26 protein-coding genes and 1 pseudogene are annotated in these 26,639 nt (G+C 74.4%); 9 read left to right on the top strand and 18 right to left on the bottom strand.

Translation table 11 applies throughout. The annotated features are described in order from the left end of the window. Positions 1 to 59 precede the first annotated feature (59 nt). The gene (locus tag ADK60_RS19060; protein ID WP_053647491.1) at positions 60 to 983 is read right to left on the bottom strand and encodes a phytoene/squalene synthase family protein; all 924 of its coding nucleotides are present in this window, start codon (positions 981 to 983) and stop codon (positions 60 to 62) included. A gap of 145 nt (positions 984 to 1,128) precedes the next feature. Between ADK60_RS19060 and ADK60_RS19055 the strand changes: the two genes are divergently transcribed. Next, positions 1,129 to 1,704 (top strand): helix-turn-helix domain-containing protein, encoded by a 576-nt coding sequence (locus tag ADK60_RS19055; protein WP_053647489.1) that lies wholly within the window; start codon positions 1,129 to 1,131, stop codon positions 1,702 to 1,704. Positions 1,705 to 1,759: 55 nt separating this feature from the next. On the opposite strand, the gene ADK60_RS19050 is transcribed toward ADK60_RS19055, so the two are convergent. From ADK60_RS19050 to ADK60_RS19030, 5 genes are all read right to left on the bottom strand, one after another. After that, positions 1,760 to 2,698: a dihydrodipicolinate synthase family protein gene (locus ADK60_RS19050; RefSeq protein ID WP_053647487.1), complete on the bottom strand. Its 939-nt coding sequence runs from the start codon at positions 2,696 to 2,698 to the stop codon at positions 1,760 to 1,762. A 1-nt stretch (position 2,699) separates the two neighbouring features. After that, positions 2,700 to 3,551 carry an aldolase gene (locus ADK60_RS19045; protein ID WP_053647485.1) on the bottom strand — a complete coding sequence of 284 codons (852 nt, stop codon included), beginning with the start codon at positions 3,549 to 3,551 and terminating at the stop codon, positions 2,700 to 2,702. Between the two features lie 178 nt (positions 3,552 to 3,729). After that, positions 3,730 to 3,915, bottom strand: a complete 186-nt coding sequence (locus tag ADK60_RS19040; RefSeq protein WP_045939202.1) for a hypothetical protein — start codon at positions 3,913 to 3,915, stop codon at positions 3,730 to 3,732. A 149-nt stretch (positions 3,916 to 4,064) separates the two neighbouring features. Continuing rightward, complete coding sequence (locus ADK60_RS19035) at positions 4,065 to 5,720, bottom strand: AMP-binding protein (RefSeq protein ID WP_079008502.1); 1,656 nt, start codon at positions 5,718 to 5,720, stop codon at positions 4,065 to 4,067. Between the two features lie 201 nt (positions 5,721 to 5,921). Next, a complete protein-coding gene (locus tag ADK60_RS19030; protein WP_053647481.1) occupies positions 5,922 to 6,275 on the bottom strand; it encodes a hypothetical protein in 354 nt (117 codons plus the stop codon). A gap of 197 nt (positions 6,276 to 6,472) precedes the next feature. Here ADK60_RS19030 and ADK60_RS19025 point away from each other — a divergent pair, with 197 nt between their 5' ends. Both ADK60_RS19025 and ADK60_RS19020 read left to right on the top strand, forming a co-directional pair. Further along, positions 6,473 to 7,099, top strand: a complete 627-nt coding sequence (locus ADK60_RS19025) for an AAA family ATPase (RefSeq protein ID WP_234371145.1) — start codon at positions 6,473 to 6,475, stop codon at positions 7,097 to 7,099. A gap of 240 nt (positions 7,100 to 7,339) precedes the next feature. Next, positions 7,340 to 8,098, top strand: a complete 759-nt coding sequence (locus tag ADK60_RS19020; RefSeq protein WP_045939199.1) for a thioesterase II family protein — start codon at positions 7,340 to 7,342, stop codon at positions 8,096 to 8,098. Positions 8,099 to 8,163: 65 nt separating this feature from the next. Here the strand turns inward: ADK60_RS19020 and ADK60_RS19015 are convergent, their stop codons facing one another. Next, on the bottom strand, positions 8,164 to 8,601 hold the full coding sequence (locus ADK60_RS19015; protein ID WP_053647479.1) for a MarR family winged helix-turn-helix transcriptional regulator: 438 nt from the start codon (positions 8,599 to 8,601) through the stop codon (positions 8,164 to 8,166). Positions 8,602 to 8,694: 93 nt separating this feature from the next. Then, positions 8,695 to 9,450, bottom strand: a complete 756-nt coding sequence (locus ADK60_RS19010; protein WP_053647477.1) for an N-acyl homoserine lactonase family protein — start codon at positions 9,448 to 9,450, stop codon at positions 8,695 to 8,697. 299 nt (positions 9,451 to 9,749) lie between these two features. On the opposite strand from ADK60_RS19010, the gene ADK60_RS19005 reads away from it, so the two are divergent. Next, positions 9,750 to 11,606, top strand: a complete 1,857-nt coding sequence (locus tag ADK60_RS19005; RefSeq protein WP_502687436.1) for a S8 family peptidase — start codon at positions 9,750 to 9,752, stop codon at positions 11,604 to 11,606. Between the two features lie 181 nt (positions 11,607 to 11,787). Here ADK60_RS19005 and ADK60_RS19000 read toward each other — a convergent pair whose 3' ends face one another. Continuing rightward, positions 11,788 to 12,603, bottom strand: coding sequence for a DUF4389 domain-containing protein (locus tag ADK60_RS19000; protein ID WP_053647474.1), 816 nt, complete (start codon positions 12,601 to 12,603; stop codon positions 11,788 to 11,790). A 427-nt stretch (positions 12,604 to 13,030) separates the two neighbouring features. Between ADK60_RS19000 and ADK60_RS18995 the strand changes: the two genes are divergently transcribed. The 3 genes from ADK60_RS18995 to ADK60_RS18985 are packed head-to-tail and all read left to right on the top strand — an operon-like array spanning position 13,031 to position 16,220. Beyond that, positions 13,031 to 13,420, top strand: coding sequence for a hypothetical protein (locus ADK60_RS18995; RefSeq protein WP_045939191.1), 390 nt, complete (start codon positions 13,031 to 13,033; stop codon positions 13,418 to 13,420). Then, complete coding sequence (locus ADK60_RS18990; protein WP_079008500.1) at positions 13,417 to 15,306, top strand: GMC family oxidoreductase; 1,890 nt, start codon at positions 13,417 to 13,419, stop codon at positions 15,304 to 15,306. Before ADK60_RS18995 ends, ADK60_RS18990 begins: the two co-directional genes overlap by 4 nt. Continuing rightward, positions 15,303 to 16,220 (top strand): hypothetical protein, encoded by a 918-nt coding sequence (locus ADK60_RS18985; RefSeq protein ID WP_053647472.1) that lies wholly within the window; start codon positions 15,303 to 15,305, stop codon positions 16,218 to 16,220. Before ADK60_RS18990 ends, ADK60_RS18985 begins: the two co-directional genes overlap by 4 nt. 216 nt (positions 16,221 to 16,436) lie before the next feature. Here ADK60_RS18985 and ADK60_RS18980 read toward each other — a convergent pair whose 3' ends face one another. The 7 genes from ADK60_RS18980 to ADK60_RS18950 form a co-directional block, all read right to left on the bottom strand. Then, positions 16,437 to 16,958 (bottom strand): hypothetical protein, encoded by a 522-nt coding sequence (locus ADK60_RS18980; protein WP_053647470.1) that lies wholly within the window; start codon positions 16,956 to 16,958, stop codon positions 16,437 to 16,439. A gap of 153 nt (positions 16,959 to 17,111) precedes the next feature. After that, on the bottom strand, positions 17,112 to 18,215 hold the full coding sequence (locus tag ADK60_RS18975) for a bile acid:sodium symporter family protein (RefSeq protein WP_079008499.1): 1,104 nt from the start codon (positions 18,213 to 18,215) through the stop codon (positions 17,112 to 17,114). Then, positions 18,212 to 18,556, bottom strand: a complete 345-nt coding sequence (locus ADK60_RS46675) for a hypothetical protein (RefSeq protein WP_053647468.1) — start codon at positions 18,554 to 18,556, stop codon at positions 18,212 to 18,214. The genes ADK60_RS18975 and ADK60_RS46675 overlap by 4 nt, the downstream gene beginning before the upstream one ends. Next, entirely contained in the window at positions 18,553 to 19,437 is an 885-nt protein-coding gene (locus ADK60_RS18965) for an isocitrate lyase/PEP mutase family protein (RefSeq protein WP_234371144.1), read from the bottom strand. Before ADK60_RS18965 ends, ADK60_RS46675 begins: the two co-directional genes overlap by 4 nt. A gap of 196 nt (positions 19,438 to 19,633) precedes the next feature. Continuing rightward, positions 19,634 to 20,704 carry an acyltransferase domain-containing protein gene (locus ADK60_RS18960; protein WP_286185287.1) on the bottom strand — a complete coding sequence of 357 codons (1,071 nt, stop codon included), beginning with the start codon at positions 20,702 to 20,704 and terminating at the stop codon, positions 19,634 to 19,636. Between the two features lie 121 nt (positions 20,705 to 20,825). Beyond that, complete coding sequence (locus ADK60_RS18955) at positions 20,826 to 21,743, bottom strand: class I SAM-dependent methyltransferase (protein ID WP_502687435.1); 918 nt, start codon at positions 21,741 to 21,743, stop codon at positions 20,826 to 20,828. A 168-nt stretch (positions 21,744 to 21,911) separates the two neighbouring features. Continuing rightward, positions 21,912 to 22,454, bottom strand: a complete 543-nt coding sequence (locus ADK60_RS18950; RefSeq protein WP_053647526.1) for a PadR family transcriptional regulator — start codon at positions 22,452 to 22,454, stop codon at positions 21,912 to 21,914. 223 nt (positions 22,455 to 22,677) lie between these two features. Here ADK60_RS18950 and ADK60_RS18945 point away from each other — a divergent pair, with 223 nt between their 5' ends. Together ADK60_RS18945 and ADK60_RS42035 are read left to right on the top strand one after the other, a co-directional pair. Continuing rightward, complete coding sequence (locus tag ADK60_RS18945) at positions 22,678 to 24,081, top strand: MATE family efflux transporter (protein WP_053647464.1); 1,404 nt, start codon at positions 22,678 to 22,680, stop codon at positions 24,079 to 24,081. A gap of 64 nt (positions 24,082 to 24,145) precedes the next feature. Further along, positions 24,146 to 25,015, top strand: a complete 870-nt coding sequence (locus tag ADK60_RS42035; protein WP_234371143.1) for an alpha/beta fold hydrolase — start codon at positions 24,146 to 24,148, stop codon at positions 25,013 to 25,015. A gap of 4 nt (positions 25,016 to 25,019) precedes the next feature. Here ADK60_RS42035 and ADK60_RS18935 read toward each other — a convergent pair whose 3' ends face one another. After that, positions 25,020 to 26,465, bottom strand: a complete 1,446-nt coding sequence (locus tag ADK60_RS18935; RefSeq protein ID WP_053647462.1) for an MFS transporter — start codon at positions 26,463 to 26,465, stop codon at positions 25,020 to 25,022. Continuing rightward, positions 26,462 to 26,639 (bottom strand): annotated as a pseudogene (locus ADK60_RS42030) (WHG domain-containing protein); the annotation flags it as partial. The gene ADK60_RS18935 and the pseudogene ADK60_RS42030, both read right to left, overlap by 4 nt.

The following is a 26,639-nucleotide window of genomic DNA, read 5'->3' as shown; positions in this document are numbered from 1 at the left end:
CGCCGACGGTCCCGCTGCCGACGGGACCGCGGCGGAACGGTTCCGCCCCGGCCGGAGCGTCAGCGGCGGTCCCGACGGGCGGCCCGGCGGAACCGGAGGTACTCGCGGGCGAGCAGGCGCAGCGCGGCGGGCTTGGCGGGGCTCGCGGAGCGGTGCAGCAGCGCGCCGAGGTCGGCGCGTGCCGCCGCACCGGTGAGCTGCTCCACCCCGACGATGCAGCGGACCATCGGCCGGTGGACGGCCGGAACCAGCCCGATCACGGTCCGGGCCTCGGCCAGGGTGCGGTCCGCCTCGTCCAGCAGACCGCCGAGCAGCTCCCGGACCGCCGGCCGGTCGCGGGCCTGTTCCAGATCGGCGCGGGTGACCCCGTGCCGCTCCAGCCGGTCCCGGGGGACGGTCAGCCGGCCCTCCGCGAGGTCCTCGGCGAGGTCGTTGACGAAGTCGAGCCGCTGGCTGCCGTCGATGAAGGTCCGGCACGCGGCGCGGTAGGCCGGCTGGTCGCCGGCCGGGCCGAGCAGCGCGGCGACGACCATGAAGCCCGGCAGCGAGTACCCGTCCACGTAGCGCTGGTAGTCCTCCTCGGTGTCGAACCCGGTGAAGTCGAGATCCGCCTCCGCCGCGGCGAGGTGGTCCAGGACCCGGTCGCGCAGCTCGGGGTGGGCAGCCGCGCTGTGCAGCAGCGGCCGCAGCTCGGGGTCGTCCGTCCGGCCCTCGGCGAGGCTGCGGGTCACCTCCCGCTGCCAGCGGTCGGCGGCCGCCCGCCGTTCCGCGAGCGGGCCGCTGTCGAGCAGCGTGTCGGTCCGGTGCATGAACGCGGCCGCCGCGATCACGTGCGGGACGGTCCGCTCCGGCAGCAGCAGCCCGGCCGCCACCGCGACCTCGCGCCGGTAGCGGGTCACCTGCTGCCGCTGCCGCCCGTAGTCGGCCCGCAGCCCGGGCTCCCGCACCCCGGCCGCGTCCAGCGCCCGTTCCCATCTGCCCACTCGGCTCACCCGTCCCTCTGCTCGGAAGGACCGAGCCTATGGCGTGTCCTTCGGAACCCGGGGCGCGGGCCCGTCCGGGGCGGCCGGGCCCGGGTGGGATACTGGACCGGTCCATTCCGCGGCGGCAGGTGGTGAGGGGCGGCACATGAGCAGCCGGGTGCGGGTGCTGAGGAAGCAGAACCGGCTCAGCCTGGAGGCGCTGGCGGAGCGGGTCGGGGTGACCAAGAGCTATCTCTCCAAGGTGGAGCGCGGCCTCAGCGACCCGTCGATCTCCACCGCGCTCAAGCTCGCGCACGCGCTGAACGTCGATGTCGGCCGACTGTTCTCGGACGAGGTGGAGCCCGAACTGATCACCGTGGTCCGGGCCGACGAGCGGACCCCGATGGGTGCCGGGGCGGGCCCGGGGGACACGCGCTACGAGGGCATCGCGACCGGACTGACCGACAAGCGGATGGTGCCGTTCATGATGCACCCGCCGACGGATCCCGCCGACCCGCCGTTCAAGTCCCACGCCGGGGAGGAGTACCTCTTCGTCCACGAGGGTACCGCCGAGCTGGAGTTCCCGGAGCGCACCGTCGCTCTGGGGCCGGGCGACAGCGTGTACTTCAACTCCGCCCTGCCGCACCGCTGCCGCTCCACCGGCGGGCGGCCCGCCGCGGTCCTCGTGGTCATCCACGACGAGCCGTCCGGTCCGGCCGACCACGTCCCGACCCTGCCCTGACCCACCGGCCCCGGCGCCGCCGCGGTGCCACCGGGGCCGGTGTGCTCCCGGCGGCTCAGCCCGCGGCGGCGAGCAGCTCCGCGAGACGGGCGGTCCCGGCCGGGTCCAGGGGCAGCAGCGGTCGGCGCGGGCCGCCGACGTCCAGACCGAGCAGGGCCAGACCGGCCTTCACCGTGGTGGGCAGGCCGCCGCCCAGGATGAACTCCAGCACCGGGAGCTGGCGTTGGAAGACGTCCAGGGCGAGGTCCCACTCACCGGCCCGGACGGCGCGGTGGAGCTCCAGGACCGGGCCGGGGATCAGGCAGGGCGCGGCGGTGCACCAGCCCGCCGCGCCGGCCGAGAAGGCCGCCAGCGCGAGCGGGTTGCTGCCGTTGTAGAACGGCAGGGCGCCGTCCGTGAGTTGGGCGAGCCGGTGCATCCGCCGCACATCGCCGCTGCTCTCCTTCACCATGGTGATGTTCTCCACCCGCCGGACCAGCGAGACCATCAGCTCGGGGGAGAGGTCGACCCCGCTGGTGGCCGGGTTGTTGTAGAGCATCACCGGGACGGTGACCGCGTCCGCCACGGCCGTGAAGTGGCCCACCACTTCGCGCTCGTCGAGCTTCCAGTACGCCTGCGGCAGCACCATGACGGCGTCCGCGCCCGCCCGTTCGGCGAACCGGGCGCGCCGGACCGCGCCCCGGGTGGTCAGGTCGGCGACACCGACCACGGCGGGCACCCGGCCGGCGACCGCGGCGAGCGCCGCCTCGGCGGCGGTGTGCCACTCCTGGTCGTCCAGGTAGGCGCTCTCGCCGGTGGAGCCGAGCGGGGCGATCGCGTGGCAGCCGGCGTCGATCAGCCGGTCCACCAGGGCGGTGAGGGCGTCGGTGTCCACGCCGCCCTCGCCGTGGCCGTCCACACCGCCCTCATCGCGGCCGTCCGCACCGCCCTCCCCGCCCGGGGCGAACGGGGTGACCGGGTAGGCGATGATCCCCTCCAGTGCGAGTCCGGCCATCTCAGGCACCGCCCTCGGGAGTCGTGCGGACGATGGCGCCGTTCGTCGTGCTGCTCTTGACCGTGCCGCCGCTGATCGCGTCGCCGTGGCCGGCCCGCAGGGCGCGCCGGGCGTAGTAGGCGAAGTTGGCCTGACTGCGCTTGGCGGTGGAGGTCCAGTCGTGGGCCTCCCTGGCGAGCGGCGCGGGTATCTCCTGGATCCGGCCGGCCGCAGAGGCCAGCAGCTGGAGCCGGGCGGCCCGTTCGAAGAGCACGGCGAGGGTGCAGGATTCCTCCACGCCGCCCGTGGCGACCAGCATGCCGTGGTGGGCGAGCAGCAGGGCCCGCTTGTCGCCGAGCGCGGCGGTGATGATCTCGCCCTCCTCGTTGCCGACCGGGATGCCGGGCCAGGTCTCCAGGAAGGCGCAGTCCTCGTACAGGGGGGTGAGGTCCATGTGCGAGACGACCAGGGGCGTCTCCAGCATCGACAGGGCGGAGAGGTGCAGCGGGTGGGTGTGGATGATGCAGGTGACGTCGGGGCGGGCCCGGTAGACCCAACTGTGGAAGCGGTTGGCGGGGTTGGCCATGCCCTCGCCCTCCAGGACCTCGAGGTCCTCGTCGACCAGGAGGAGGTTGTCCTCGGTGATCTCGTCGAAGCCGAGGCCGAGCCGCTGGGTGTAGTAGGTGCCCGGCCGTTCGGCGCGGGCGGTGATCTGGCCGGCCAGGCCGGAGTCGTGGCCGGCCTCGAAGAGGATCCGGCAGGTGAGGGCCAGTTTCTGGCGGGTGGTCCAGTCGTTGTCGGGGATCGCGGTGCGCATCCTGCGGTGCGCGAGGTCGACCAGGTCCGCCTTGGCGGTGGTCAGGGTCTCGGCCATGGCCGGGGTGCTCCTTCGTTCGGGGGCGTGCCGCAGCGGCGCGCGGCGGCCTGGTGTCGCGTGCCGGCCAGGCCGACAGGACACTGTGTTCACCATAGGACACATCGTGTCCTTGCGTCGACGGTGATGCCTACGGTGACCCCGTGGTCGGAGCGGAGCGGGTCGGGTCGCCCGATCGTCAGCTGCCGCCGCCCATGCGGCGGATCAGCCCGGAGCGTTCGGCCTCCGAGCGCAGATCGCTGCCGGGCGCGCCCCGGTCGATGCGGTCGCCCCGGCCGGCGGCCGTGCAGAGGGCGAAGACGAGCAGGGCGCTCGCCGCCGCGGCGAGGATGCCGAGGGCGGTGAGGACGCGGAGCCAGGTCACGGGAGATGCCTCCAGGGGACGGCGCGAGAGGGTGCCGCCGGGGATATCGGCAGACCGGCCGACGAGGTCGAGCGTCCACGGGCGGTTCCACCTGCCGGCCGCCCGCGCGCACGGTCGTGCACGCGGGCGGTCGAAGCGCGATCGGCGCGCTACGCCGGGCCGTGCGCCCCTGTTGCCGCCGTCTCCGGTGAAGCGGCCGCAGTGGCCGCAGCGGGTGGAGTGGCCGCACCGGGTGGAGTGGCCGCACCGGGTGCCGTGGGGCCGGCCTGGTCCTGCACCAGGGCCCGGAGCGCGCCCAGGTCCGGCTTGCCGGTCCCGGACAGCGGGATGTCCGGCAGTACCAGGATCGTCGCCGGTTCGCACAGCGGCCCGCCCCGTTCCCGCACCCACCGGCGCAGCTCCGCCACCGTCACCCCGCTGCCGGGGGCCACCGTCACGGCGGCGTGCGCGTGCTGGAGCCGGTCCCGGTCGGTGGTGGTGAACATGACCGCCTCGCGCACCGCCGGGTGCGTCAGCAGCGGCCCCTCGACCTCCCGGGGGAAGACGTTGTGCGCGTCGACGATCGCCACCGGATCGTGCCGCCCGGCCACCGTCAGATACCCCGCGCCGTCCAGCGCGCCCAGATCGCCGGTGTCCAGCCAGCCGTCCCGGAGTACCCTCGCGGTCGACCCGGGGTCGCGCCAGTAGCCCTGCATCGCGGTCGGCGTGCGCACCCAGATCCGCCCGACGCCGCCGGTCGGCAGCGGACGGCCGTGCTCGTCCAGGATCCGCACTTCGGTGTCGGGGAGCGGCCGCCCGGCCGTGGTCAGCAGCCGGGGGTCGAGGTGCTCGTCCGGGGTGAGCCGGGTCACCGGGCCGCACTCGGTGAGGCTGTAGGTCTGGTGCAGCACCCGGCCCAGCCGGCGGGTGGCTTCGGCCAGCCGCTCCGGTGCCGCCGGGCAACCGGTGTAGGTGACGCGGCGCAGGCTGCCGGTGTCGGTCCGGGCCAGCGCGGGGTGGTCGAGCACCCGGTACAGCAGGTGCGGCGGAAGGTAGACCCGGGTCACCCGGTACCGTTCGATCGCCGCCAGGACCTCCTCCGCCGCGAAGCCGTCCTGCAGCACCACCGTGCCGCCCGCCGCCAGGGCCAGGTCGGCCGTCGCCCCGCCGCCGTGGCAGAGCGCCGTGCAGAGCAGGAACACCGACCCGGCGACCAGCTCCGGGCGCGGCGGCCGGGCGAAGCGGCGCAGCACCCCCTTCGGCCGCCCGGTCGAGCCGCCGGTGAACCGGATCGCCATCACGTCCTGCGGCCGGAACCGGGGCGCCACCGGTGCGGGCGACAGCGGTTCCGCCAGTGCCGTCAGGTCCGTGCCGAGCGGGCCGGGGCCGAGGGTCAGCAGCCGGGCCGCGGGCAGCGCGGCCGCGATCCCGGCGGCCGCCGCGCCGCACCCCTCCGGGTCGAACACGAAGGCGTCGGTCCCCGCCGACCCGGCCAGCGCGATCAGCTCCGCGACCGGCCGGTCGGCGGGGAGCATCGCCACCCGGCAGCCGATCAGATTGGCGGCGAGCCGCACCAGGAGCGCCTCCGGCCGGTTCCCGGCCAGCAGGGTGACACCGTCGCCGCGCCCCAGCCCGGTGGAGCGCAGGGCCCGGGCGAGCCGGTGCACCCCGGCGAGGCACTCGGCGGCCGTCAGGGACCGCGCCCCGTGCCGCAGCGCGACCCGCCCCGGATCACGTGCCAGCCCCGCCAGCACCTGCCCGGTGTGTGTCGCGTCCGCCGCCCCGGCATCCGCCCCACCCGTCCCGGCCCGCAGCGTCTCCGTCACGTAGCGCCCTCCACCCGTCCCGGCACCCAGGAATCTGACGGTGCATCATGAACGGCGACCACCATAGGACCTGGGGTCGCGGGCGCCGCCACCGGGCTGGGCCGTTCGGGCGGCTCAGCGGGGTCGGGCGGGTCGCCGGCCTCGCCGGGGTGTCGCCGGGGTTGCCGGGGTCGGGCGGGTCGATCGGGGTGTCCGCAGCGGTCAGGCGTCCGCGGCGGTGGACCGGGCGCGCAGCTCGGCCAGGGAGAGGACCTGGTACCGGTCGTCCCGTTCGGTCATCACGAACAACTGGAAGGCCTCCGGTTCGGTCCAGGTGAGCTCGCCGACGATGCGGAGGAAGTCGTCCAGCGGCAGGTGGTTGAACGCCGCGCCGTAGCAGGCCGGCGGATTCTTGGTGCCGCCCCAGGCGTCGGCGCGCGCGCCGAGGTCGCGCAGCGCCCAGCGCCCCGGCAGGTCGGGGCCGAGCAGATCGAGTCGGGCGTTCAGTTCGGCGACGGCGTCGGTGTCGTCGGCCCAGCAACCGGGGCTGAGCATCACGACGGTGATATCGGACATCCGGCCATGTTCCTCCGGAGCGCACCGGACCGGCAACGGGGACCAGGGGCCGGGAACCGTGGCGGGAGCCGGCGGCGTGGATTGTTATCGTTCCAGGTCGGGCACGGACGGGACGGGTGAGCAGCATGGACGGGTCGGCCATCGTGGGCGGAGCGAGGGCGGTCGTGCCGGGCGCGGGCCGGACGGCGGAGGCGGGGATGGAACCGCGGGGACCGGTGGACCTGCGAGGCGTGGCCGGCGAGCCGTTCGCCGTGCACTACCCGGCCGACGCGGTCGTGGTCGTCTCCGGGCTGCCCGGCAGCGGCAAGAGCACCCTGCTGCGGCGCTGGTCCGCCCGCGCGCCGCAGGCCGTGACCGTCGACCCGCGCGCCGTGCACGAGGCCTGCGCCGCCGTCATGCCGGACCGCCTGCCGTACGCGGTCTACCGCCCCTGGGCCCGGCTGGAGCACTTCCGGCTGCTGCGCCGCTCGCTGCGCCGGGGCGGGCCGCTGCTGGTGCACGACTGCGGCAGCCGGGCGTGGATGCGTCGCTGGCTGGCCCGGGAGGCCGCCCGGCAGGGACGGGAGCTGCACCTCGTCCTGCTCGACGTCGGGGCGGCGACCGCCCTGGCGGGTCAGCGGGCCCGCGGCCGCTGGGCCTCGAACCGGGTCTTCGCCCGCCACCGCCGGGGCCTGGACCAACTGCTCGCGGCGCTCACCGCGCACACCCGGGGCGCCGGGGGGACGCCGGTGCCGGAGGCGGCGTCGGTGCTGCTGCTGGACGGCCGGTCCCGGTCGCGGGCGGCCGAGGCGCGGTTCGGCCGTGACGCGGTGGCCGCGGACTGACCGGGGGCTGACCGGAGGCCGATCGGAGGCTGACCGGGGGCTGACCGGGGCTGGTCGGGGCTGGTCGGAGGTCGCCGGGACGGGCCCTGGGGGCGGCCTTCCGGGCCGGCCGGGAGCCGCCGATGGACCGTGGCCGGACGATCCCCTTCCGGTGGGCGGTTGACGTGGGTGCGGGTCGGCCGGAGAGACTGTGCGGGTAGACCGTCCTGCCGATCAGTCAGTCGCGAGGGAGCGCACCTTATGCCCGGCCCCACCGCCGTCACCGACAGCCTCTGGTTCCGCCGTTTTCATCCGTTCGACACGGCGCCCGTCCGGGTCGTGATGTTCCCGCACGCGGGCGGCTCGGCGGGCTTCTTCCGGGACTGGTCGGCCGAGCTGTCGCCGTACGCCGACGTGCTCGCCGCCCAGTACCCCGGTCGGCTCGACCGGATCGACGAGCGGGCGCTCGACTCGCTGCCCGAGCTGGCCGACCGGGTCTACGCCGCGCTGCGGCCGTGGGCGGACCGTCCGCTGGTCCTGTTCGGGCACAGCATGGGGGCGGCCATCGCCTTCGAGGTGACCCGCCGGTTCGAGCGCGACCAGGTGGCCGGTCCGGTGCGGCTGTGCGTCTCGGGCAGCCGGGCGCCGTCCGAGCCGCGCGACTCCGGGGTGCACCTGCTGCCCGACGAGGGTCTGCTGGCAGAGCTGGCCAGGCTCGGCGGCACCGACGAACGCCTGCTGGCCGATCCCGAGTTGCGGGAGATGATCCTGCCCTCGCTGCGCGGCGACTACACGGCCGTCGAGACCTATGTGGCCGCGCCGGAGGATCTGGTCCGGGTGCCGGTGACCTCCCTGACCGGCGACAACGACCCGCAGGTGACCCTCGACCAGGCGGGCAACTGGGCCGCGCACACCACCGGCGGGTTCGATCTGAAGGTCTTCCCCGGTGGGCACTTCTACCTGACCCCCGAGCGGACCGCCGTGCTGGACGTCGTGAAGTCCCACCTGCGCGCCGTCTGAGGCGCCGGTCGTCCTGACCGTCCCCGTCCCCGTCCCCGGCCTGGCCCGGCCCGGTTCGGGGACGGTCAGGACCGGGCGAGGGCCTGTTCGAGCAGTTCCTGGAGCGCCAGCCGCTGCTCCGGGCCCAGCCCGGCCAGCGGTGAGTCGGCGGCGAGCAGGGCCAGCAGCCGTTCCCGCAGCCCGCTGCCCGCGGGGGTGAGGACGAGGTGCCGCGCGCGCCGGTCGGTGGGATGGGGGCGCCGTTCGACCAGCCCCTGCCGTTCCAGCCGGTCGACGACGAAGGTGGCGTTGGAGGGCTCGCAGCCCATCCGCCCGGCGAGTTCACGCATCGTCAGCGGGCCGTTCAGCTCGCGCAGTGCGGTGGCCTGGGCCGCCGTGAGCCCGAGCCCGGCGGCGTGCTCCCGCAGATGGTCGCCGATCCGCTGGGCGAGTCCGTTCACCAGGCCGCAGAGGGCCCGTTCGGCCCGGACCCGTTCGTCCGACGCATCGGGGGGCGGTGTCATGCGGTCATGCTACCCAGGGCAAAGCATCAAGTCAGAACAGTGAAAGCTTGAAGCATCTCGGCCGACGAGCTCCGGCCGATCGCTGCGACGGCGTCAGTCCCGTCCGGGGTGACGAGGCAGTACCCGGGGCGGGTGGTCCCAGCTGCCCCGGTGGGGCGGTTCCCAGACCGAGCAGTCGTGGGCGAAGAGGACCCGTCGCGGGTCGAAGTCGCCGAGTCGGTCCAGCCAGGGCCGGTAGTCGGGGAGCGGCTGTTCCACGCCTTGGCGGGCCGCATGGCGGGCCAGGTGGTCCGATGCGAACCCGGACGCGAAGTCGTACGCCTGGCCGGCCAGGACCACGCTGCCGTCGTCCCGTTGGACCACGAGCGACTGGTGCCCGTCGGTGTGCCCGGGGGTGGGGAGGATCCGGATCCCCGGCAGGATCTCGGCCTCGCCGTCGACCTCCTCGTAGGTCGCACCGGGGAAGTCGACGAGTTCGTCGATGGTGTAGCCGCCGCGGCGGGCAGTGGCCAACTCCACGGCCTGGACCAGGATCGGTGTGCCGCTCAGCAGCGGGTTCCCGCCGCAGTGGTCGAAGTGGAGGTGGCAGTTCACGACCAGGGAGACGTCCGCGAGGGTGACTCCCGCGGCGGCGAGGGCGCCCTCCAGCGGCCTGCGCCGGGGTCGGTAGTGGGCCTCGGTCCCGGGGTCGGCGGCACCGACACCGGTGTCGAAGAGGACGAGTCCCTGGTCGTGCCGCACCAGATAGGCGAGCACGGGTTCGACGCGCGGCCGGGGGCCACCGGTCTCCGAGGCGGGGCGGACGAAATAGCCCAGGTCGAGTCGGCGTACCGCTGTGTGATGGCCCATCCGGCCATCCTGGCGGGCGGCCGGGTCCGTTCCGGGGCTGTCCGCCGACAGCGGATTCGGCCGGATCCACGGTGCGGCCGATCCGGCTCTCCTCGGGCAGCCGGGGCGTGCCGGTGGCACGGGTGTCGCAGAGGTGGGGATGACCGGAATGACAGGGGCAATCGGGGAGACATCAAATGTTGACACGTTTGTGACAACAGGTCACGCGTAAAGCCTTCCCCAAATGCTTGCTGTTCTGGCATGTTGCGTTCAACCCCCGTGTGATCCCCTCACGCACGGGCCCCGATCGGAGGACGCACGTGTCACCCCTGATATCCCGGCGGGTCGGCCGCCCCACCGCCGCGCTCGCCCTGCTGGCCGCCGCGGCCCTGGCCACCCCCGCGACCCTGGCCGTCGCGGCGCCCGCCGCGCCCGCCTCCGCCCCCGTCGTCCAGGCCCCGGCCGCCGCGGCCGCGCCGCAGACCCAGGCCGCGCCGGAGTCCCAGGCCGCGTCGCAGGCACCGGCCGCGGCCACCGCCTGGGCCGCCGGGACCCGCGCCTACCTGGTGATCAGCGCCCCCTCCGACGTCGCCGCCGCCAAGTCCGCGGTGACCGCCAACGGCGGCACCGTCTTCGCGAGCTACGACGCGATCGGCGTCGTCGTCGCCCACTCCACCAGCACCGGCTTCGCCGCCGCGGTGCGCGGGGTGGCGGGCGTCCAGCAGGTCGGCGCGACCCGCACCTCGGACGTTCCGGCCGACGCCTACAACCCGGCCCTGCCCGCGAACCCCGCCCAGTCGGCGACCACGCTGACCGAGTCCAACCGCTGGGACATGACCCAGATCAAGGCCGACCAGGCCTGGGCCGTCTCCACGGGCTCGTCCACGGTGAAGGTCGGCGTGCTGGACACCGGCGTCGACGACCAGCACCAGGACCTGGCGCCCAACTTCGACTCCGCCGACTCCGCCTCCTGCGCCTACGGCAAGGCCGACACCCGCACCGGTGCCTGGCGCGACGTCGACACCCACGGCACCCACGTCGCCGGCACCATCGCCGCCGCCAAGAACGGCAAGGGCGTCATCGGCGTGGCCCCCGGCGTCAAGATCGCCTCGGTCCGGATCGCCGAGCCGACCAGCACCCTGTTCTTCGCCGAGAACACCGTCTGCGGCTTCGTGTGGGCCGGCGACCACGGCTTCAAGGTGACCAACAACAGCTACTACACCGACCCGTGGCAGTTCAACTGCCCGGACAACCTGGACCAGGCGGCCATCATCGAGGGCGTCCGCCGGGCCCAGGCCTACGCCGAGGGCAAGGGCTCGCTCCAGGTCGCCGCGGCCGGCAACTCCAACTACGACCTGGCCAACAAGACCACCGACAGCGACAGCCCCAACGACTCCACCAAGGTCACCCGGACCATCACCAACGCCTGCATCGACATCCCGACCGAGCTGCCCGGCGTGGTGACCGTCTCGGCCATGGCCAGCGGCACCGGCAAGGCCTCGTACTCGAACTTCGGCCGGGGCGTCATCGACGTCGCCGCGCCCGGCGGTGACGGCGCCACCGGCGTGTACTCCACCCTGCCCGGCGGCAAGTACGGCACCAAGAGCGGCACCTCGATGGCCTCCCCGCACGTGACCGGTGTCGCGGCGCTGATCGCGAGCGCCAACCCGACGTTCACCCCGGCCGACATCCGCGCCCGACTGGCCACCCAGGCCAACGACGTGGCCTGCCCGTCCGACAGCCGTTGCACCGGCACCACCGCCAACAACGCCTTCTTCGGCGAGGGCCAGGTCGACGCGCTCAAGGCGGTCGGCGGCGGCACCCCGCCCACCGGCAAGTACTTCGAGACCCTGACCGACGTGGCGATCACCGACAACGCGACGGTGGACAGCCCGCTGGCCGTGACCGGGGTCGGCGGCAACGCCCCCACCGCGCTCAAGGTCGGCGTGGACATCAAGCACACCTACCGCGGTGACCTCGTCCTCTCCCTGGTCGCGCCGAACGGCACGGTCTACCTGCTGGAGGACTTCACCGACAGCGACAGTGCCGACAACGTCGCCAAGACCTACACCGTCAACGCCTCCGCGAGCCCGGCCGACGGGACGTGGAAGCTGCGGGTCAAGGACGGCGCCTCGGGCGACGTCGGTACCGTCGACGCCTGGAACCTGACCTTCTGACGGCCGCCCCGTCCGGTGGGCAGTGCGGACGGGGACCGGGACGGGCCACGGCGGCGGGGGCAATCCCCGCCGCCGTGGCCTTTCCCGTTCCTGCTCGGTCCTTCTTGTTCCTCTTGTTCCTCTTGTTCTTCCTCTTGTTCCTTGCTTGTTCCTGCTCCTCCTGCGCCGGACGGTCGTGCCCTCAGCGGGAGGAGGGTCCCGGCAGCAGGGGACCGGGGAGCAGCGGGCCGGTGACGTTCTTGACTTCGTCGTCGTCCCCGGTCACGGTCGTCGTGACCGAGCTGGTCACCCCGGAGGCCAGGCCGAGCACCAGGAAGAGCACCAGCAAGCCCCGGCCCGCCCCGCTCATGACCAGCGGCCGGGTCGCCGACACCGTCCCCTCGGGCTCCGAGCCGGGCTCGTCGCCGAAGAGCCGCTTCGGGTAGGCCGAGGTGAGCATCACCAGGTAGGCCGTGTACCGCATCCGGTAGCGCAGCACCGCCGCGCTCGCCTCGAACAGGGGCTGCGGCATCCGCCCGAGGACGAGTACCACCAGCCAGCTGATCCAGCCGACCACCCACCAGCCCGCGTAGAGCAGCCCCTGCACCACGGCGGCCGGGATGACCAGCACGATCCGGAACAGCACCGCGAGCCGGTTCAGCTCCCCGGGCCTGAGGCCGACCTGCACGGGGTACTCGGGGACGCGGAAGGCGAACGGCGGATAGCTGCCCGTCGTCATCAGCAGGTACGCGTTCACCCGGGTCTCGTACGGCACGTACGCGCAGAGGTAGTCGGCGGCGAAGACCGGGAGCCGGCCGAGGACGAGCGCGCCGAACCAGCCGATGACCGTGACCACGAACGCCACCACCGACAGCACCCAGAGCACGATGAACTGCGGGATCAGCAGCAGGAGCCGGAACAGCACGGTCAGTCGGTTCTGCGGTCCGGGGGCGGGCAGGTCGAGCGTGGGCAGCCATTCGGTCGGGTACGGGGCGGCGGCGGGGGGAGCCTGCCACATCGGGGCCTCCAGGGCTCGACACCGGGGCGCGCGGCGGACCCGCGCGTGCTCCGAAGATCGCAGCCGTCCGGCCGGCCCGCGCGCTGCGTTGCGCCACCCGGGCGACGGCGCCCGACCGATCGGTGCCGGTCATTCAGGCAGTCGATCTGATAAGTAATCGATCGCTATGTGACAGCGAAACCATGGCGAAGCAGTCGTGATCGATCGATTGTGGTCGAAGGTTCTCCGGGGGTCGGCAACGGGGCAGCATCGGTTCCGGGACGATCGGGAGTTCGCCCGATCGGCCGTCGGATGCGGAGCGTCCTCTCGGCTGTCATGTCCGGGACGTGATGTTGGCGCGACTCGACGCGATGTGAAGCGACCTGCTCACCATGGGGGTGCCGGCTTGCCAGGGTTCGACGATTACCATCACCGCCTCTCGGGACCGGTGGCCGAGGGGCTCGACCCCGGGGCCGAGGCCGACGAGCCGGACCGGGCGGCGTACGGGTTCCCCGCGTCGGGCGACCTCCTGGAGCTGACCGACTTCGCCGACTTCCTCCGCTTCTCCGCCGAGCTCACCGGCTTCGACGAGAGCGAACTGCGCGACACCGGCATGGCCCACGAGCACCACCGCACCCTGCTCGCCCACCGGGTCCGCGACGAGCACGCCCTGGTCCACCTCTGGTACGTCGGCGCCTGGCCGGACGAGCCGCCCGCCTCGCCCCGGGCCCACGACCGGGGCCTGATGTGGCGCACCTTCCACGGCGCCGCCCCCGGCAGCACCGCCCCCGGACACGGCAGCTGGGCCGAGGCCCCGCAGGACGGGGCCGGCCGATGACCCGGGACGTCGCGCCGCGCCAGGGCGCCCACCGGTCGGACGTCCACCGACAGGACGGGCACCGCCAGGACGCCCAGCGGCACTGGGACGTGATCGTGGTCGGCGCGGGCTTCGCCGGCTCGCTGGTGGCCCACCGCCTGGGCGGCCACGGCCACCGCGTGCTCGTCCTCGAAGCGGGCCACGACGTCCCCGACGCCGTCACCACCGCCACCGCGTACCTGGCGGCCGGCGGCGGCACCCCCACCTCGCCCTACCCCCGCAACGCCGACGCCCCGTCCCCGGACGTCGACGACCTGACCGGCCTGCCCGACGGCGGGTTCGCCGCCACCGGATACCTCCTCCAGCACGGCCCGCTGCCCTATGCGAGCGGCTACCTGCGGGCCAACGGCGGCACCGGCCTGCTCTGGACCGGACTCACCCCGCGCATGCACCCCGAGGACTTCCGCACCGCCGACCTCGGCCACGGCCGCAACTGGCCCATCGGCTACCAGGACCTCGAACCGTACTACCGGCAGGCCGAACACGAACTCGGCGTCGCCGCCGACGCCGACCAACAGCGCCGCGCCGTCGGACTGCCCATCCCCGCCGACTACGCCTTCCCGATGCGCGCCATCCCCGCCACCCACCTGGACCGGACCCTCGCCCGGGCCCTCGACGGCCGGACCGTCCGCGACCCGGCCGCCGAGGAGGACGCCCGACTCGCCGTCAGCACCACCCCGCACGCCCGCAACGGCCGGCCCACCGGGCCGGAGCACCCGACCGGGCCGCTGTGCCAGGGCGCGGCCTCCTGCGTCCCGGCCTGCCCCAGCGGCGCCAAGTACACCCCGCTGCGCACCCAGGCCCGCTGGGCGCCCGGCGTCCGGCTGCGCACCGGCGCCGTGGCGAGCCGGGTCCTGGTCGACGGCACCGGCCGCGCCACCGGCGTCGAGTACCACGCGGACGGCGCCACCCACCGCGTCCACGCCGACCTGGTCGTGCTCGCCGCCCACGCGATCGAGAACGCCCGGCTGCTGCTCCTCTCCGGCCTCGCCAACCGCAGCGACCAGGTCGGCCGCAATCTGATGGACCATCCGGCTCTGCTCACCTGGGGCCTGCTGCCGGAGCCGACCGGGCCCTACCGGGGGCCGGGCTCCACCAGCGGACTGGAAGCCTTCCGCTTCGGCCGGGCCCGGGCCCGGCGGGCGCCGTTCCGGATCGAGATCGGCAACTGGGGCTGGTCCTGGGCCGGTCGCCCGCCCCAGGTCGAGACCGGGGCCCTGCTGCGCACCGGAGTGCGCGGCAAGGACCTGCGCGAGCGCCTCGGGGACCGGCTCGGCCGTCAGTTCTCGCTCCAGTTCGAACTGGAGCAGCCGGCCGACCCCGCGAACCGGGTCACCCTCGACCACAGCCGGCCGGACCGCCTCGGCCTGCCGCGACCGGCCCTCCACTACGACCTCTCCGGATACGTCCGGCAGGGCATGGCCTCCGCCCGGGCCGTCTCCGACCAACTGTTCGCCCTGCTCGGCGCCGAGGACCACACCCGCTACGAGGCCGGCCCCGACTGGCCCGGGCGGCTCGAACACGAGGGCCGGCCGTACGGCTACCGGGGCGCCGGCCACGGCGGCGGCACCCACATCATGGGCGACTCGCCGGGCACCTCCGTGGTCGACCAGTGGCAGCGCTGCTGGGACCACCCCAACCTCTACGCCGTCGGCTGCGGCTCCATGCCCTCCCTCGGCACCTCCAACCCCTCGCTCACCATGGCCGCCCTCGCCCTGCGCAGCGCCGACCGCGCCCACCACGACCTGACGGTCCTGCGCGGCCCGGCGACGCTCAGCGCGCCGCGTCCGTCCTCGCCTGCTCGCGTGCCCGCCTCCTCGCCCACCCCGTCCAGGGAGCCCTCATGACCGGTCTGCCACTGCCACCCGTGCCGGAGCCGTACTACCTCCCCTTCCACTACGGCGCCCTGCACAACATCGGCGTGGACTACCTGGTCGACCCAGGCCCGGTCCAGGACCTGCTCGCCGAACGTCACCCGGCCCTGGCCGCCGCCGACTTCGGCGGCCGGGCCTGCGTCTCGCTCAACTACCAGCTGTACTTCGCCCAGTACCCGACCGGCGGCGGGATCACCGAGGAGGTGGAGATCAACGTCATCGCCCACCCCCGGTCCGCCGCCGACCGCCTGCCGGCCGTCGACTACGGCCAGTACGCCCGGGGCCACGACCAGACCAGGCTGCTCGGCATCGCCCGCCTCCATGTGCTCTGCGACAACCCGCTCGCCATTGACGCCGGCACCCGGCTCTACGCCGAGCCCAAGCACCCCGGCTGGTTCACCGCCGTCCTGCCCTCCCTGAACGCGGCGGCCGTGCACGACCGTTGGTCGGTCGCCTGCCACCGGGCCACGCTCGGCCCGGACGGGCTGCGCCGGCACGAGGAGGAGCTGTTCGCCGTCGAGGCGGACCTGGCCGGCCTCGACAGCGAACCGGTCGTCAACACCCCCGTCACCGGCTACGGCACCGACGAGGAGGGCCGACTGCTGGCCGGCCCGCTCACCGTCCACCAGCCCTACCGCTTCCACCCGCTGGACGCCCGCACCGCCGACCGGGTCCGGCTCACCCTCGGCGAGCGCGGCCCGGACAGGCCCGGTTCGGGCGAAGGCGGCCCGGGTGAAGGCGGCTCCAGCGAGCCCGGTTCGGGCGGGCCCGCACGGGAAGCCGTCGCCGACCTCGCCCGCCTCATCGGAGACGCGCCCGCCGCCGGCGCCTGGACCTACCAGTCCGCCCCGGTGGCCGCCCACCACCGCCCCTACTACATCCCCTGACCTCGGGTGGGTGCGGCGGTGGGCGCCTCCCGGTCGTTGGTGGACCGGACCCGGACGCTCCGTCCTCGTCGCTGCTCACGGTGACGGTGGGCCGGACGGCAGCCGCCGGTGGGGTCTCCACCGGCGGCTGCCGTCATGGGCCCTGGTTGCGCCCTGCGAGGTTGCGGCCGGCGCTCGGTCAGCGGCGCGGCGGCGTGGAGGAGATCGGATCCGGGCTCACGGCAGGGTGACGCTCGCGCTTCCGTAGATGGGGCTGGTCACGGAGCTGCCGCCGAGGACCGTTGTGATGGTCGCCCGTGCGCCGGTCTGGTACGAGCCCTGCTTCAGTGGGTACTCCGTGTCGGCGCTCGCACTCAGCGCGTTGTACACGGTGTTGGAGTTGTAGGTGACCTGGGCGCCGTTGTAGTAGAGCGCCACATCGAGCTGGATCTTGTAGACGGGGGCCGAGCAGCTGACGCTCGCCAGGCCCTCCTCCCCTCCGCCGTACGGGCCTCCGTAGTAGCGGAAGGGCGTCGACGGGGTCACGGTGCAGTCGATTGTCAGCGGCGCAGCCCCCTCGCGGGTGCTGGGGACGGTGAAGGTCAGGACGGTTGCGCCGCTGCCCGGCTTGGCCAGGGTGACGGCCGGGTGTGCGGTGGCCGCGTGCGCGGTGGTGCTCGGCAGCACCAGGGCGGCCAGGGCCGCCGCACAGGCGCCGAGGGCGGCGCGTCGGATGAAGGGGCGGGTGTCGTTGCTCATGGCTGCTTCCTTGGACCGGCCGCCCGGGGAGCCCGATGCTCCCGGTGGCGGGGCTGTGAAGAAGTGACATGTACGAGCCGAACACCCGGGCGGCGGCGCCGGGGATGATGCCGCGCCAGGTTGGTGTCAGTCTTCAGTTCTCCTGACTGAACGTCAATATGCCTTTGTCATATTAGTGTTGGCCTCAGATCGTCCCTCGGTGGCCGGGTCGGCGGGAGCCGGTTCCCCGTCCGCGGTCCGGGACCAGTGCCCGGCCAGGAGTGCGCCGGCCACGAGCTGCAACTGGTGGTACATCATCAGCGGCAGCACCAGCAGACCCGCCTGGGGGCCGAAGAGGACGGTGGCCATCGGCAGCCCGGCGGCCAGGCTCTTCTGCGAGCCGCAGAGCACCGCCGCGATTCCGGAGGCGCGATCCAGGCCCAGCACCCGCGCGCCGAGCCGGGCGGCGGCCAGCGCGGCCGCCAACAGGAACAGCAGGACCGCCAGCAGCCCGAGCAACGCGGTTGGTGTGACGGTGGCCCACACGCCCTGCTCGACCGCGCCGCTGAACGCGGTGTAGACGACCAGCAGGATCGATCCCCGGTCGACCGGGGCGAGCGCCCGGCGGTGGCGGCCCAGGAAGTCGCCGATCCAGGGGCGCAGCAGCTGCCCCGCCACGAACGGCGCGAGCAACTGGGCGCAGATCCGCAGCAGTCCGTCGGCCGAGAGGGCCGCACCCGCTCCCAGCAGCCAGGCCGCGAGGAGTGGCGTCAGCAGCAGACCCGCCAGGCTGGAGTAGGTGCCGGCGCAGATCGCGGCCGGGACGTTCCCCCGGGCGACACCGGTCAGTGCCACCGAGGACTGGACGGTGGACGGCACCAGGCAGAGGAACAGCACGCCGGTCCGGAGCGGCCCGGTGTCCGCGACCGGGGACACCGCCGTCACGGCGAGGCCGAGGACGGGGAACAGGGCGAAGGTACAGGCCAGGACCAGGCCGTGCAGCCGCAGGTGCCGCAGCCCGGCGACCGTCTCCCGGGTGGACAGCCGTGCCCCGTACAGGAAGAAGAGCAGCCCCACCGCGAACTCGCAGGCCAGCTCGGCCCAGTGTGCCGCCCGTCCGGAGGCGGGGAGCAGTGCGGCCAGGGCCACCGCCCCCGCCAGTGCGGCCACGTAGGGGTCGAGCACCCGCCACCACGGCCGCCGCCGTTCGCCGTCGCCCGGCGGAGGGCGCGGCGCCTCCGGCGGGGGCGGCGCCCGGTGCTGACCGACCGTGGTCATTCCTCGTCCCCCTCGTCCTCCTCCGCCGCCGGGGGAGCGGCGGTGCTTCCGGTGAGGTCCAGCAGGCCGGGCAGCACCGAGGTCGAGCCGTCGTGGTCACTGCCGGCGGACCCGTGCCCGACAAGGAGATCGGCCGTCCGGTCGATCTCGACGATCGAGTCCGCCCCGGAGTTGTCGATCACGGTGAGGAGACTGCCCGCCCCGACGGCCACCCCCGGGACGGCGCAGCCGAGCAGGGCCCAGGCCGCCAGTGCCAGCCCGACGGCCAGCACCCGGTGGCGGCCCCGGCGCGACACCCCCGCCCGGGCAGGCACGACCGGACCGGGAACCCGGAGCGTCACACGCCCACCTCCTCACGCGTCCGGACGCGGGCGATGTTCCGCTCCAGCAGCTCGGTCGACTCGCGGACACCGATCGGCTGGCGGCCCCCGGCCTCGGCCGGCAGCCGGCCGTCCGCGATCTTGAGGCCGGCGAGTGCCTCGTCCATCGCCCGGTGGGCGGCGAACAGGCACGGGGTGCTGTAGATGGCCACGTCCACCCCGAGCGTGCCCAGCTCGGAGAGCGACAGCCGGGGCGACTTGCCGCCGGCGATCTGGTTGAACAGCAACGGCTTATCGCCCACCACCCGGCGGATCTTCCGGATCCACTCCTCGCTGCGCACGCCGTCGACCAGCACCACGTCCGCCTCGGTGGCGGCGAGGGCCTCGGCCCGGCGCAGGATGTCCGCCTCCTCGGTGGCGTCCGTGCGGGCGACCACGACCAGGTCGGTGCGGGCCGCGAGGACCTGGTCCAGCTTCTCCAGGTACTCGTCGAGCGGGAGGACCTGCTTGCCGTCGGCGTGGCCGCAGCGGCGGGGCCGCTTCTGGTCCTCCAGGATGACGCCCGAGGCGCCGATCCGCTCCAGCCGCCGCACCACGTGGCAGGCCACCTCGGGGTCGACATAACCGTCGTCGATGTCGACCAGCAGGTGGTGCCGGGGGAAGGCGCCGCGCAGCCGCTCGACGAAGGCGACCATGTCCGGCCAGGCGATGAAGCCGATGTCGGGCAGTCCGTAGTAGGAGGCCGCGAAGCCGAAGCCGGAGACGAACATGCCGTCGTAGTGCTCGGCCGCGATGGAGGCGGAGTACATGTCGTAGACGCCGATGAGCGGGGCCGTCCCCGGGGCGGCGATCCGCTCGCGCAGCCGCTGCCCGTAGCCGTCGTGAAGGTTTTCGTGACGCAACGCCATCTCCTCACCTGTCGGGGATCCGTGCGCGACACGCACGGGACTTTGCCGAAAATTGGCCATTCCTATGGCCAACTGAGGCATCATCACTATGCGTCCTTTAATGTTCCGTGGGCAAATCTTTAATGGATGTTCCCTCCTTCGAGTGAGTCCGATCCGATTTATCGGATTGGTCATTCCATCGGATCTCAATTCATCGATCCGGTGCCTGCCCGACGGCCGGGAGGACGCTCGGGAGGACGGTCCGGAGCGGCAGCCGCCCGCCCCGTACGTACCAGTGGCCGCCCGCCTGCAGGTGGTCGACCAGGGCGCGCTGGACGACGGTGTCGCGGGGGAGGGACTCCAGCGGCCGTTCGATGTCGCCGAAGACGAATTTCAGCGGATTGGTGTCCTCGGGCACCGACGGCCGGTCCGGCCGCTCCAGCGGGGAGAACCGCCGCTGGAACCGGATGATGTTCGACTCGGCCGGCAGATGGTCGGCGAGCTGCGGATCGAGCAGCCAGGAGAAGATGTGGCAGCTCCGGTACGGCTCCGCGGGGAAGTGCCGGGGGAAGAACACCCGGGCCCGGTCCAGCGCGCGGTCGCAGGCCGCGGGGGAGAGCGGCCCGCAGTGGTCGGGGATGTGCAGTTGCAGGCTCCACCCGTCGGCGCCCGGGGCCCGGGCCGCCGGGACGTCCGCGCCGGTGGCCCGGGTGCGCTGGAACTGGAGCCGGCCGAGCTGGAACAGCTCGCCCCGGAAGTGCAGCGTCAGCCAGCGCGCGTTGCCCAGTCCGGAACGGCCGCGCCACCGGCTGACCGCGAGCTGTCGGCCGAGGTCGGCCAGCGTCGACCCGGTCACCTCCGCCGGGATGCCGAGCGCCCGGTGGTGCGCCCGGGCGAGCGGGGCCAGCGCGACGAACAGCAGGGTGGCGAGGCCCTCGCCGCCGGCCGTTCCGGCGGCCCAGTCGCGGTCCAGCCCGGCCGGTTGCCCGAGCGTTCCCACGGCCGCGGCCTGCGTGCGCAGCATCTCCTCGAAGAACGTCCGCAGTCCCCGGTCGCGGTCCAGCCGGGTCCGGGCCGCCAGCAGGCCGTTCACCTCCTCGAACGGCACCGCGAGCGCCAGCAGTGCCTCGACCAGGTCCTCGTCCGCCGGGAGTCGCGGGAGCCGCGGGAGTTCGGGGAGCCGCGGGATCCCGGGGAGTCGAGCGGGCCCGGCGGACTCGGCGGACTCGGGGACGTGCGGCGGGTGCGGCGGGTGCGGCAGATCGGGCGTTCTCGACGGCACTTCGGAGCCCTCCACGGGTGCGGCGTCCGGCCCGCCCGGCCGGCGGACCCGACCGGGCGACCCTACCGGCGGTCCGACCGCACGGTCCGGCCATGCGGTCCGGCCGCGCCCGCCGCGTCCGCTACGCCCCCGGCCTCCGCCACGTCCGCAGCGCGCCCAGCGCCCGCCGGACCGACCGGGTGGCGACCGGAGGCAGCAGGTCGAGCAGCAGCCGGCGCGCACCCGAGCGCCCCGCCGCCGGACGGACCGCGTTGTTGAGCCGCAGCACCGACGCGCCGGCGATGGTGTCCTCGTCCACCGTGAACCCCTCCGCCCGCCAGTCGCGCGCCAGCAGTACCCGCCGGACCGGCTCCGGATCGCCCCACGTCCCGTAGAACTTCATCGGCGTCAGCAGCACCGGTCGCAGCCCGCCGGTGAACACCGCCTGCCAGACCGCCGCCGACACACCGGGCGTGTGCTCCGAGCGGTAGTCGTCCAGCACCACCAGGCCGTTCCCGGACAGCGCCCGCCGCGCCACCTCGATGTCCCCGGCCACGTGCTCGTAGAGGTGGGAGGCGTCGATGTGGACGAAGCGGCAGCTGCCGTCCGGGACCCGGCCGTCGGCCAGCACCGAGGTCGGCGCCTGCACGATGGTCGGCAGCTCCGGATGGAACGCGAGGTAGTTCGCCTCGAAGCCGCTCCTGGTGAGCGAGGCCCGGTAGGACATCGTCATCTCGGCGGCGTTGTCGGCGTCGCCCGCCTCCGAGTCGAACAGGTCGCAGACCGTCAGGCGCTCGCCCGGCCGCAGATGGTCGCCGAGCAGGACGGCGCTGCGCCCCAGGTAGCTGCCGAGTTCGAGGATGTCGCCGGTGGTGCCGGCCGCGCTCTGGGCGGTGAGGAGGTGCCCGAAGGCCTCCTGGTCCAGCCGGAAGAACCAGCCGGGGATGTCCTCCCGGCGCGCGGCGGGCCGGGGTGCGCCCGGTCCGGGGCCGGTCGCGGACCGGGCGGCACCGGCGGTGTGCGCGGTGTCCGCGGCGTCGGCGATGTCGGCACTGGGCACGGCGGTCTCCCTCGGGTGCGGACGGCGCGGGTCGGGGACCGGCCCGTGACCTGGCCACTCGCGGCGGCGCCGGGGTGCCGGACGGACCGGCCGCGGGGGTGGCGGTCATCATAGCCACGTGTCGCGCCGGCGGGAGCCCCTCGGGGAGCACCGTGTCCGGCGGTCCGCTCAGGCGTTCGGAAGGCCGCGTTCCAGTTCGGCGATCGTCTCGGTCAGCCAGGCCCGCTCCGCCGCGCCGGAGGCCCGGGCGACCAGCAGGATGCCGCGCCGGAACGGATTGGGTTCCCGCTCGGCGGTCACCGGGAGCCCGTCGGCGTCGTAGAAGAAGCTGCTCGGCGCCTCCAGGAAGGCGAGCCGCCGTCCGAGGACGACGGCCTGCCGGGCCGGATCGGCCAGTCGGTCCAGGAAGGTGGCGACGGTGAAGAAGCGGATCTGGTCGGAGATCTCGACCTCGGTCGGCTCGGCCAGCCGCCGTTCCAGCTCGGCGCGCCCCTCGGCGGTCAGCTCCAGGACCTGCCGGGGGGCGGCGCCGGTGCCCGGCTCGGTGCGCCGCAGCAGCAGTCCGGCCTTCTCCAGCCGGGTGATCGCGGGGTAGAGCGCGCCGTCGCTGACCGGCCGGACATGGCCGGTCAGGCCGGTGATCAGGGCCTTCAGCTGGTAGCCGTGCAGCGGCTCGTCGTGCAGGAAACCGAGGATCGCGAGCGTCAGCACGGTCGGGGGCCCTCCGTCGTCGTGGCGTTTCGCCGTCATCGGCGCTTCGGTCCGGACCGGCGGTCGGCAGCCTGCGGTCGCGCGTTCCGTGACGGCGCCACGATATCTCTTGTCGAGGTGCCTCGATTCGATGTATCTCTATTCGAGGCCATCGAGAGCATCGAGGCCATCGAGGCAATCGAGGCAATCGAGGCCGAGGGTCGACGGGGACAGCGGAGGAAGCATGCGGGGGCACCTGCCACGGCTCGTGGCACTGGCGGGACCGGTCTACGGCGAACTGCTCTCGGGGGTGGTCGCCTCGGTCGTCGGCGCCTACTGGGTGGCCGGGCTGGGCGCCCCGGCGGTGGCCGCCGTCACTCTGGCCGGCACCGTGGAGAACCTGCTGCTCGGCCTGGTCCTGGTGGTCGCCTCCGGCACCACCGTGCGGCTCGCGCACGCCCACGGCGCCGGGGACCGGGCCGGGGCCGGGCGCGTCGCCCGGGCCGCGTGGCGGCTCTGTGCGCTCGGCAGCCTCCTCATCGCCGTCCCCGGCTTCCTGGCCCGGGACCGGATCGCCGCCGCCTTCCTGGACGGCGAGGCCGCCGCGCTCGCCGCCGACTGGTTCGCCGTGGCCTTCCCGGCCTTCGCGCTGTTCTTCGCCCAGCGGATCGCCGACGAGCTGTTCAAGGGCGTCGGCGACACCCGGACGCCGCTTCGGACGGCCCTGCTCGGCAATGCCCTGCTGCTCGTCCTGGACCCGCTGCTGATCCTCGGGCCCGGCCCGTTCCCGGCGCTCGGCGTGACCGGCGCGGCGCTGGCGCTGACCACCTCCCGAGCGCTCGCCCTCGCCGTTACCGCCCTGCTCCGCCGCCGCCACCGGCTGCCGGCCCCGGCGGGCGGGCTGCTCGCGGAGGGGCGCGCGATCACCGCGACCGGCGCGCCGTTCGGCCTGGACTTCACCGCGCGGATGGGCGTCGGGGCCGTCCAGCTCGGCCTGGTCGCGGCCTTCGGCGTGCCGGCCGTGGCCGGGTACGGGGTGGGGTACCGCGTCCTGCTGATCGTCACCATGGCCTTCTACGCCGTCCGGCAGGCGGCCGCCATCGAGGCCGCCCGGCTGACCGGCGCGGCCCGGCGGGCCGGTGCCGCCCCCGCCGCCGTCGTGCGCTCCCTCGCCCGCGACACCGCCAGGCTGGCCGGGGCCCTCGGCGCGGGCGCGGCCCTGCTCTGCGCGGCGGCCGCGCGACCGGTGGCCGCGCTGTTCACCGACGACCCGGCGGTGTCCGGCGAGGCCGTCGGCTTCCTCCGGATGGCCGGCCTCTACCTGTTGCCCTACGCGCTGGTGGTCGCCCTCGGCGGAGTGCACCAGGCAGCCGGCGCGGGACGGCGACCGGTGCTCGCGGTGCTGTTCGGCCTCACCGCCCAGCTCGCGTCGGGCACGGCCCTGTCGGGTCCGCTCGGCGTCCGCGGCCTCTGGGCCGGGATGACGATCGGCGCGCTGGTCCAACTCGCCCTGCTCCTGCTCCCGGTGTCCCGCCGCCGGGCCGGGGCCACCGGGGAGGCCACCGGCCGCCCCGAGCCTGTCGGGGCACGCCCCGATCCGACGTCCCGATCCGACGTCCTGACCTACCGTCCCGATCCGAGGTCCTGACCCGACGCCCTGACCCCACGGCCGACCGTGGCGGAGCAGCAGCGACGCCGGTAACCTCCAGGCGGTGACTCTGACGGAGACGCAGGGCCTCGTATCGATGACCGACGGGGCGCAGGTGCATTGGCAGGCACTGGGGGACACGACTCGGCGGCCGGCCGTGGTCCTGCTGCACGGTGGTCCCGGGTTGCCGGACTATCTGGGCGGAATCGCGCCCATGGTCGCGGACCTCGCGGCCGTGTACCGGTACGACCAGCGCGGCACGGGGCTGTCCGCGTGGCGGGGCCGCCATTCCCTCGCCCGGCATGTCGAGGATCTCGCCGAACTCCTCGACGGGTGGGAGCTGTCCGAGGCTGTGCTGATCGGGCACTCCTACGGTGCCGGACTGGCGAGTCGGTTCTGTCTGCGGCACTCCGACCGGGTGCGCGCCGTGCTGCTGATGTGCGGGCCGTTCGTCGGTGACTGGCGGACCGAGGAGCGAGCGGAGCGCGGCCGCCGGATGTCCGCAGCCCAGCAGCAGCGGCTCCGCGAGTTGGAGGAGTTGTCGCAGCGCACGGAGGAGCAGGAGGTCGAGCTGCTCACCCTGGCATGGTTCACCGACCACTCCGATTCCGAACGCGGGTGGCGCTGGGCGGCCGAGGGGGCCCGGCGGCGTCGACCGGTCAACTGGTCGATGAACGCCGAACTCGGCACCGAAGGACGCGTCGATCCGCTCGACGGGCACCTTGCCGAACTGCGCGCACGCCTGCCCGTGCGGGCGGAGATCCTCGGTGGGGTCGACGATCCCCGCCCCGTGTCGGCACTCGAGTCGCTCGCGCTCCGGCTGGCTCTTCCGCTGACCCGGATCGAGGGCGCGGGGCACGAGCCCTGGCTGGAGCAGCCCGACGTGGTGCGTGCGCACCTGCGGCGATTCGTGCAGGACGCCATGGGCGGATAGGGCTTCAGCGCTCCGCGTCCCGGATTGCGGGTGCGGGTGCGGGTGCGGGTGCGGTGGGTCGGTGGGCGGCCGGGAGGCGGGTGGCGAGGAATGTGCCGGTGGCGGCCACGGCTGCCAGGGCGGTCAGGGCCGGGACGAGGGTTTCGGCCGGTGGGTGGCCGGCGGCGAGGGTGGTCGCGGCGGCCACGCCGAGGGCGGGGCCGATGTTCATCGCGGTCTGCTGGAGCCCGCCCGCGACCCCGGCGGTCCCGAGCGGCGCGGCGCGGACGACCGCCGTCGTCGCGGTGGCCATCACCGCCCCGAAGCCGGTGCCCAGCAGCAGGAACGCCGCGCTCGTCATGAGCACCGGGGTGTCGGGGCGGAAGCCCGAGGCCAGGAGGATGCCCAGGGTGAGCGAGGACATCCCCGCCACCACCGTCCGCCGCGGACCGTGACGTCGGCTCAGGACCGCCGAGACGGGCGCGGCCACCACCATCGCGAGCGCGAGCGGCAGCGCCCGGAGCGCAGAGGCGAGCGGGTCGAGGGCGAGCACGTCCTGGAGGAAGTAGGTGACGAGGAAGAGCGTGCCGAACAGGGCCGCCGAGGCGGTGAGCAGGACGCCCAGCGCGGGGGCCACGGTCGGGGTGCGGAGGACGGCCGGTGGCAGCAACGGGTGCCGGGTCCGGCGTTCGTGGCGGAGGAAGGCGGTGCCGAGTGCCGTCGCGGCCGCCAGTCCGAGCCAGACGGTCGGGGACAGGCCGTGCTCGGGCACCTCGGCCAGAGTGAACACCAGCGCGGCCAGCGCGCCGCCCAGCAGCCCGGCGCCCGGCAGGTCCAGCCCGGCACCCGGCGCCGGCGCGGCGGCGGTGTCCGCAGCGGTGGCCGCCTCGGCAGCGGTCCCCTCGGCCGACGGGGGCAGCCGGACCAGCAGCGCCGAGACCCCGGCAACGACGGCGGGGACGATCGTCAGGAAGAAGACCGACCGCCAGCCCAGTTGGGCGGTCAGGGCACCGCCGACCAAGGGGCCGGCGGCGGCCGAGAGCCCGATCGCGCTGGTGCGCCAGGCGATCGGCCGGGCGAGCAGGTCGGCGGGGTAGACGGCCCGCAGCAGCCCCAGGGTGGCGGGTTGGAGCAGCGCGCCCGCCACGCCCTGGAGGACACGCAGGCCGATCACCCAGCCGATCCCGGGGGCGAGGCCGATGCCTGCCGAGGCGACTCCGAAGCCGATCGCGCCGATCGCGAAGACCCGGCGGTGGCCGAACCGGTCGCCGAGCCGGCCGGCGAACACGAGCAGGGCGGCCACGGTGACCAGATAGGCGGTGGTGGTCCACTGCACGGCGGCCAGGGAGGTGCCCAGGTCGCGGCGGAGGCTGGGTTGGGCGACGGTGAGCACCGTGCCGTCGAGGGCGACCACGGCGGCGCCGAGGACGCTGCCGACGAGGGTGAGGCGCTGGGCGCGGGCGGGCGTCATCCGGCAACCCGGCCGAGGTGGGCGTCGAGGGTGGCGCGGAGGAGGGGTTCGACGTCGTCGCCGCCGGTGGCGAGGCGGAGACTGCCCCAGGCGCGGAGCTGGGCGAGACCGTGCAGATTGGCCCAGAGCGCCGCCGCCACCACGGTGGGCGGCGGCCCGTCCCCAGCCCCAGCC

The sequence above is a fragment of the Streptomyces sp. XY431 genome (assembly GCF_001279805.1).
Lineage (GTDB): Bacteria > Actinomycetota > Actinomycetes > Streptomycetales > Streptomycetaceae > Kitasatospora > Kitasatospora purpeofusca.
This window is presented reverse-complemented; position numbering and strand designations above follow the sequence as displayed.

Excerpts from the sequence above, each read along its gene's own strand:
- ADK60_RS19055 (WP_053647489.1), top strand. The coding sequence starts at position 1,129 with ATGAGCAGCCGGGTGCGGGTGCTGAGGAAGCAGAACCGGCTCAGCCTG.
- ADK60_RS19050 (WP_053647487.1), bottom strand. The coding sequence starts at position 2,698 with ATGGCCGGACTCGCACTGGAGGGGATCATCGCCTACCCGGTCACCCCG.
- ADK60_RS19045 (WP_053647485.1), bottom strand. The coding sequence starts at position 3,551 with ATGGCCGAGACCCTGACCACCGCCAAGGCGGACCTGGTCGACCTCGCG.
- ADK60_RS19030 (WP_053647481.1), bottom strand. The coding sequence starts at position 6,275 with ATGTCCGATATCACCGTCGTGATGCTCAGCCCCGGTTGCTGGGCCGAC.
- ADK60_RS19025 (WP_234371145.1), top strand. The coding sequence starts at position 6,473 with ATGGAACCGCGGGGACCGGTGGACCTGCGAGGCGTGGCCGGCGAGCCG.
- ADK60_RS19020 (WP_045939199.1), top strand. The coding sequence starts at position 7,340 with ATGCCCGGCCCCACCGCCGTCACCGACAGCCTCTGGTTCCGCCGTTTT.
- ADK60_RS19015 (WP_053647479.1), bottom strand. The coding sequence starts at position 8,601 with ATGACACCGCCCCCCGATGCGTCGGACGAACGGGTCCGGGCCGAACGG.
- ADK60_RS19010 (WP_053647477.1), bottom strand. The coding sequence starts at position 9,450 with ATGGGCCATCACACAGCGGTACGCCGACTCGACCTGGGCTATTTCGTC.
- ADK60_RS19000 (WP_053647474.1), bottom strand. The coding sequence starts at position 12,603 with ATGTGGCAGGCTCCCCCCGCCGCCGCCCCGTACCCGACCGAATGGCTG.
- ADK60_RS18990 (WP_079008500.1), top strand. The coding sequence starts at position 13,417 with ATGACCCGGGACGTCGCGCCGCGCCAGGGCGCCCACCGGTCGGACGTC.
- ADK60_RS18985 (WP_053647472.1), top strand. The coding sequence starts at position 15,303 with ATGACCGGTCTGCCACTGCCACCCGTGCCGGAGCCGTACTACCTCCCC.
- ADK60_RS18980 (WP_053647470.1), bottom strand. The coding sequence starts at position 16,958 with ATGAGCAACGACACCCGCCCCTTCATCCGACGCGCCGCCCTCGGCGCC.
- ADK60_RS18975 (WP_079008499.1), bottom strand. The coding sequence starts at position 18,215 with ATGACCACGGTCGGTCAGCACCGGGCGCCGCCCCCGCCGGAGGCGCCG.
- ADK60_RS18945 (WP_053647464.1), top strand. The coding sequence starts at position 22,678 with ATGCGGGGGCACCTGCCACGGCTCGTGGCACTGGCGGGACCGGTCTAC.
- ADK60_RS18935 (WP_053647462.1), bottom strand. The coding sequence starts at position 26,465 with ATGACGCCCGCCCGCGCCCAGCGCCTCACCCTCGTCGGCAGCGTCCTC.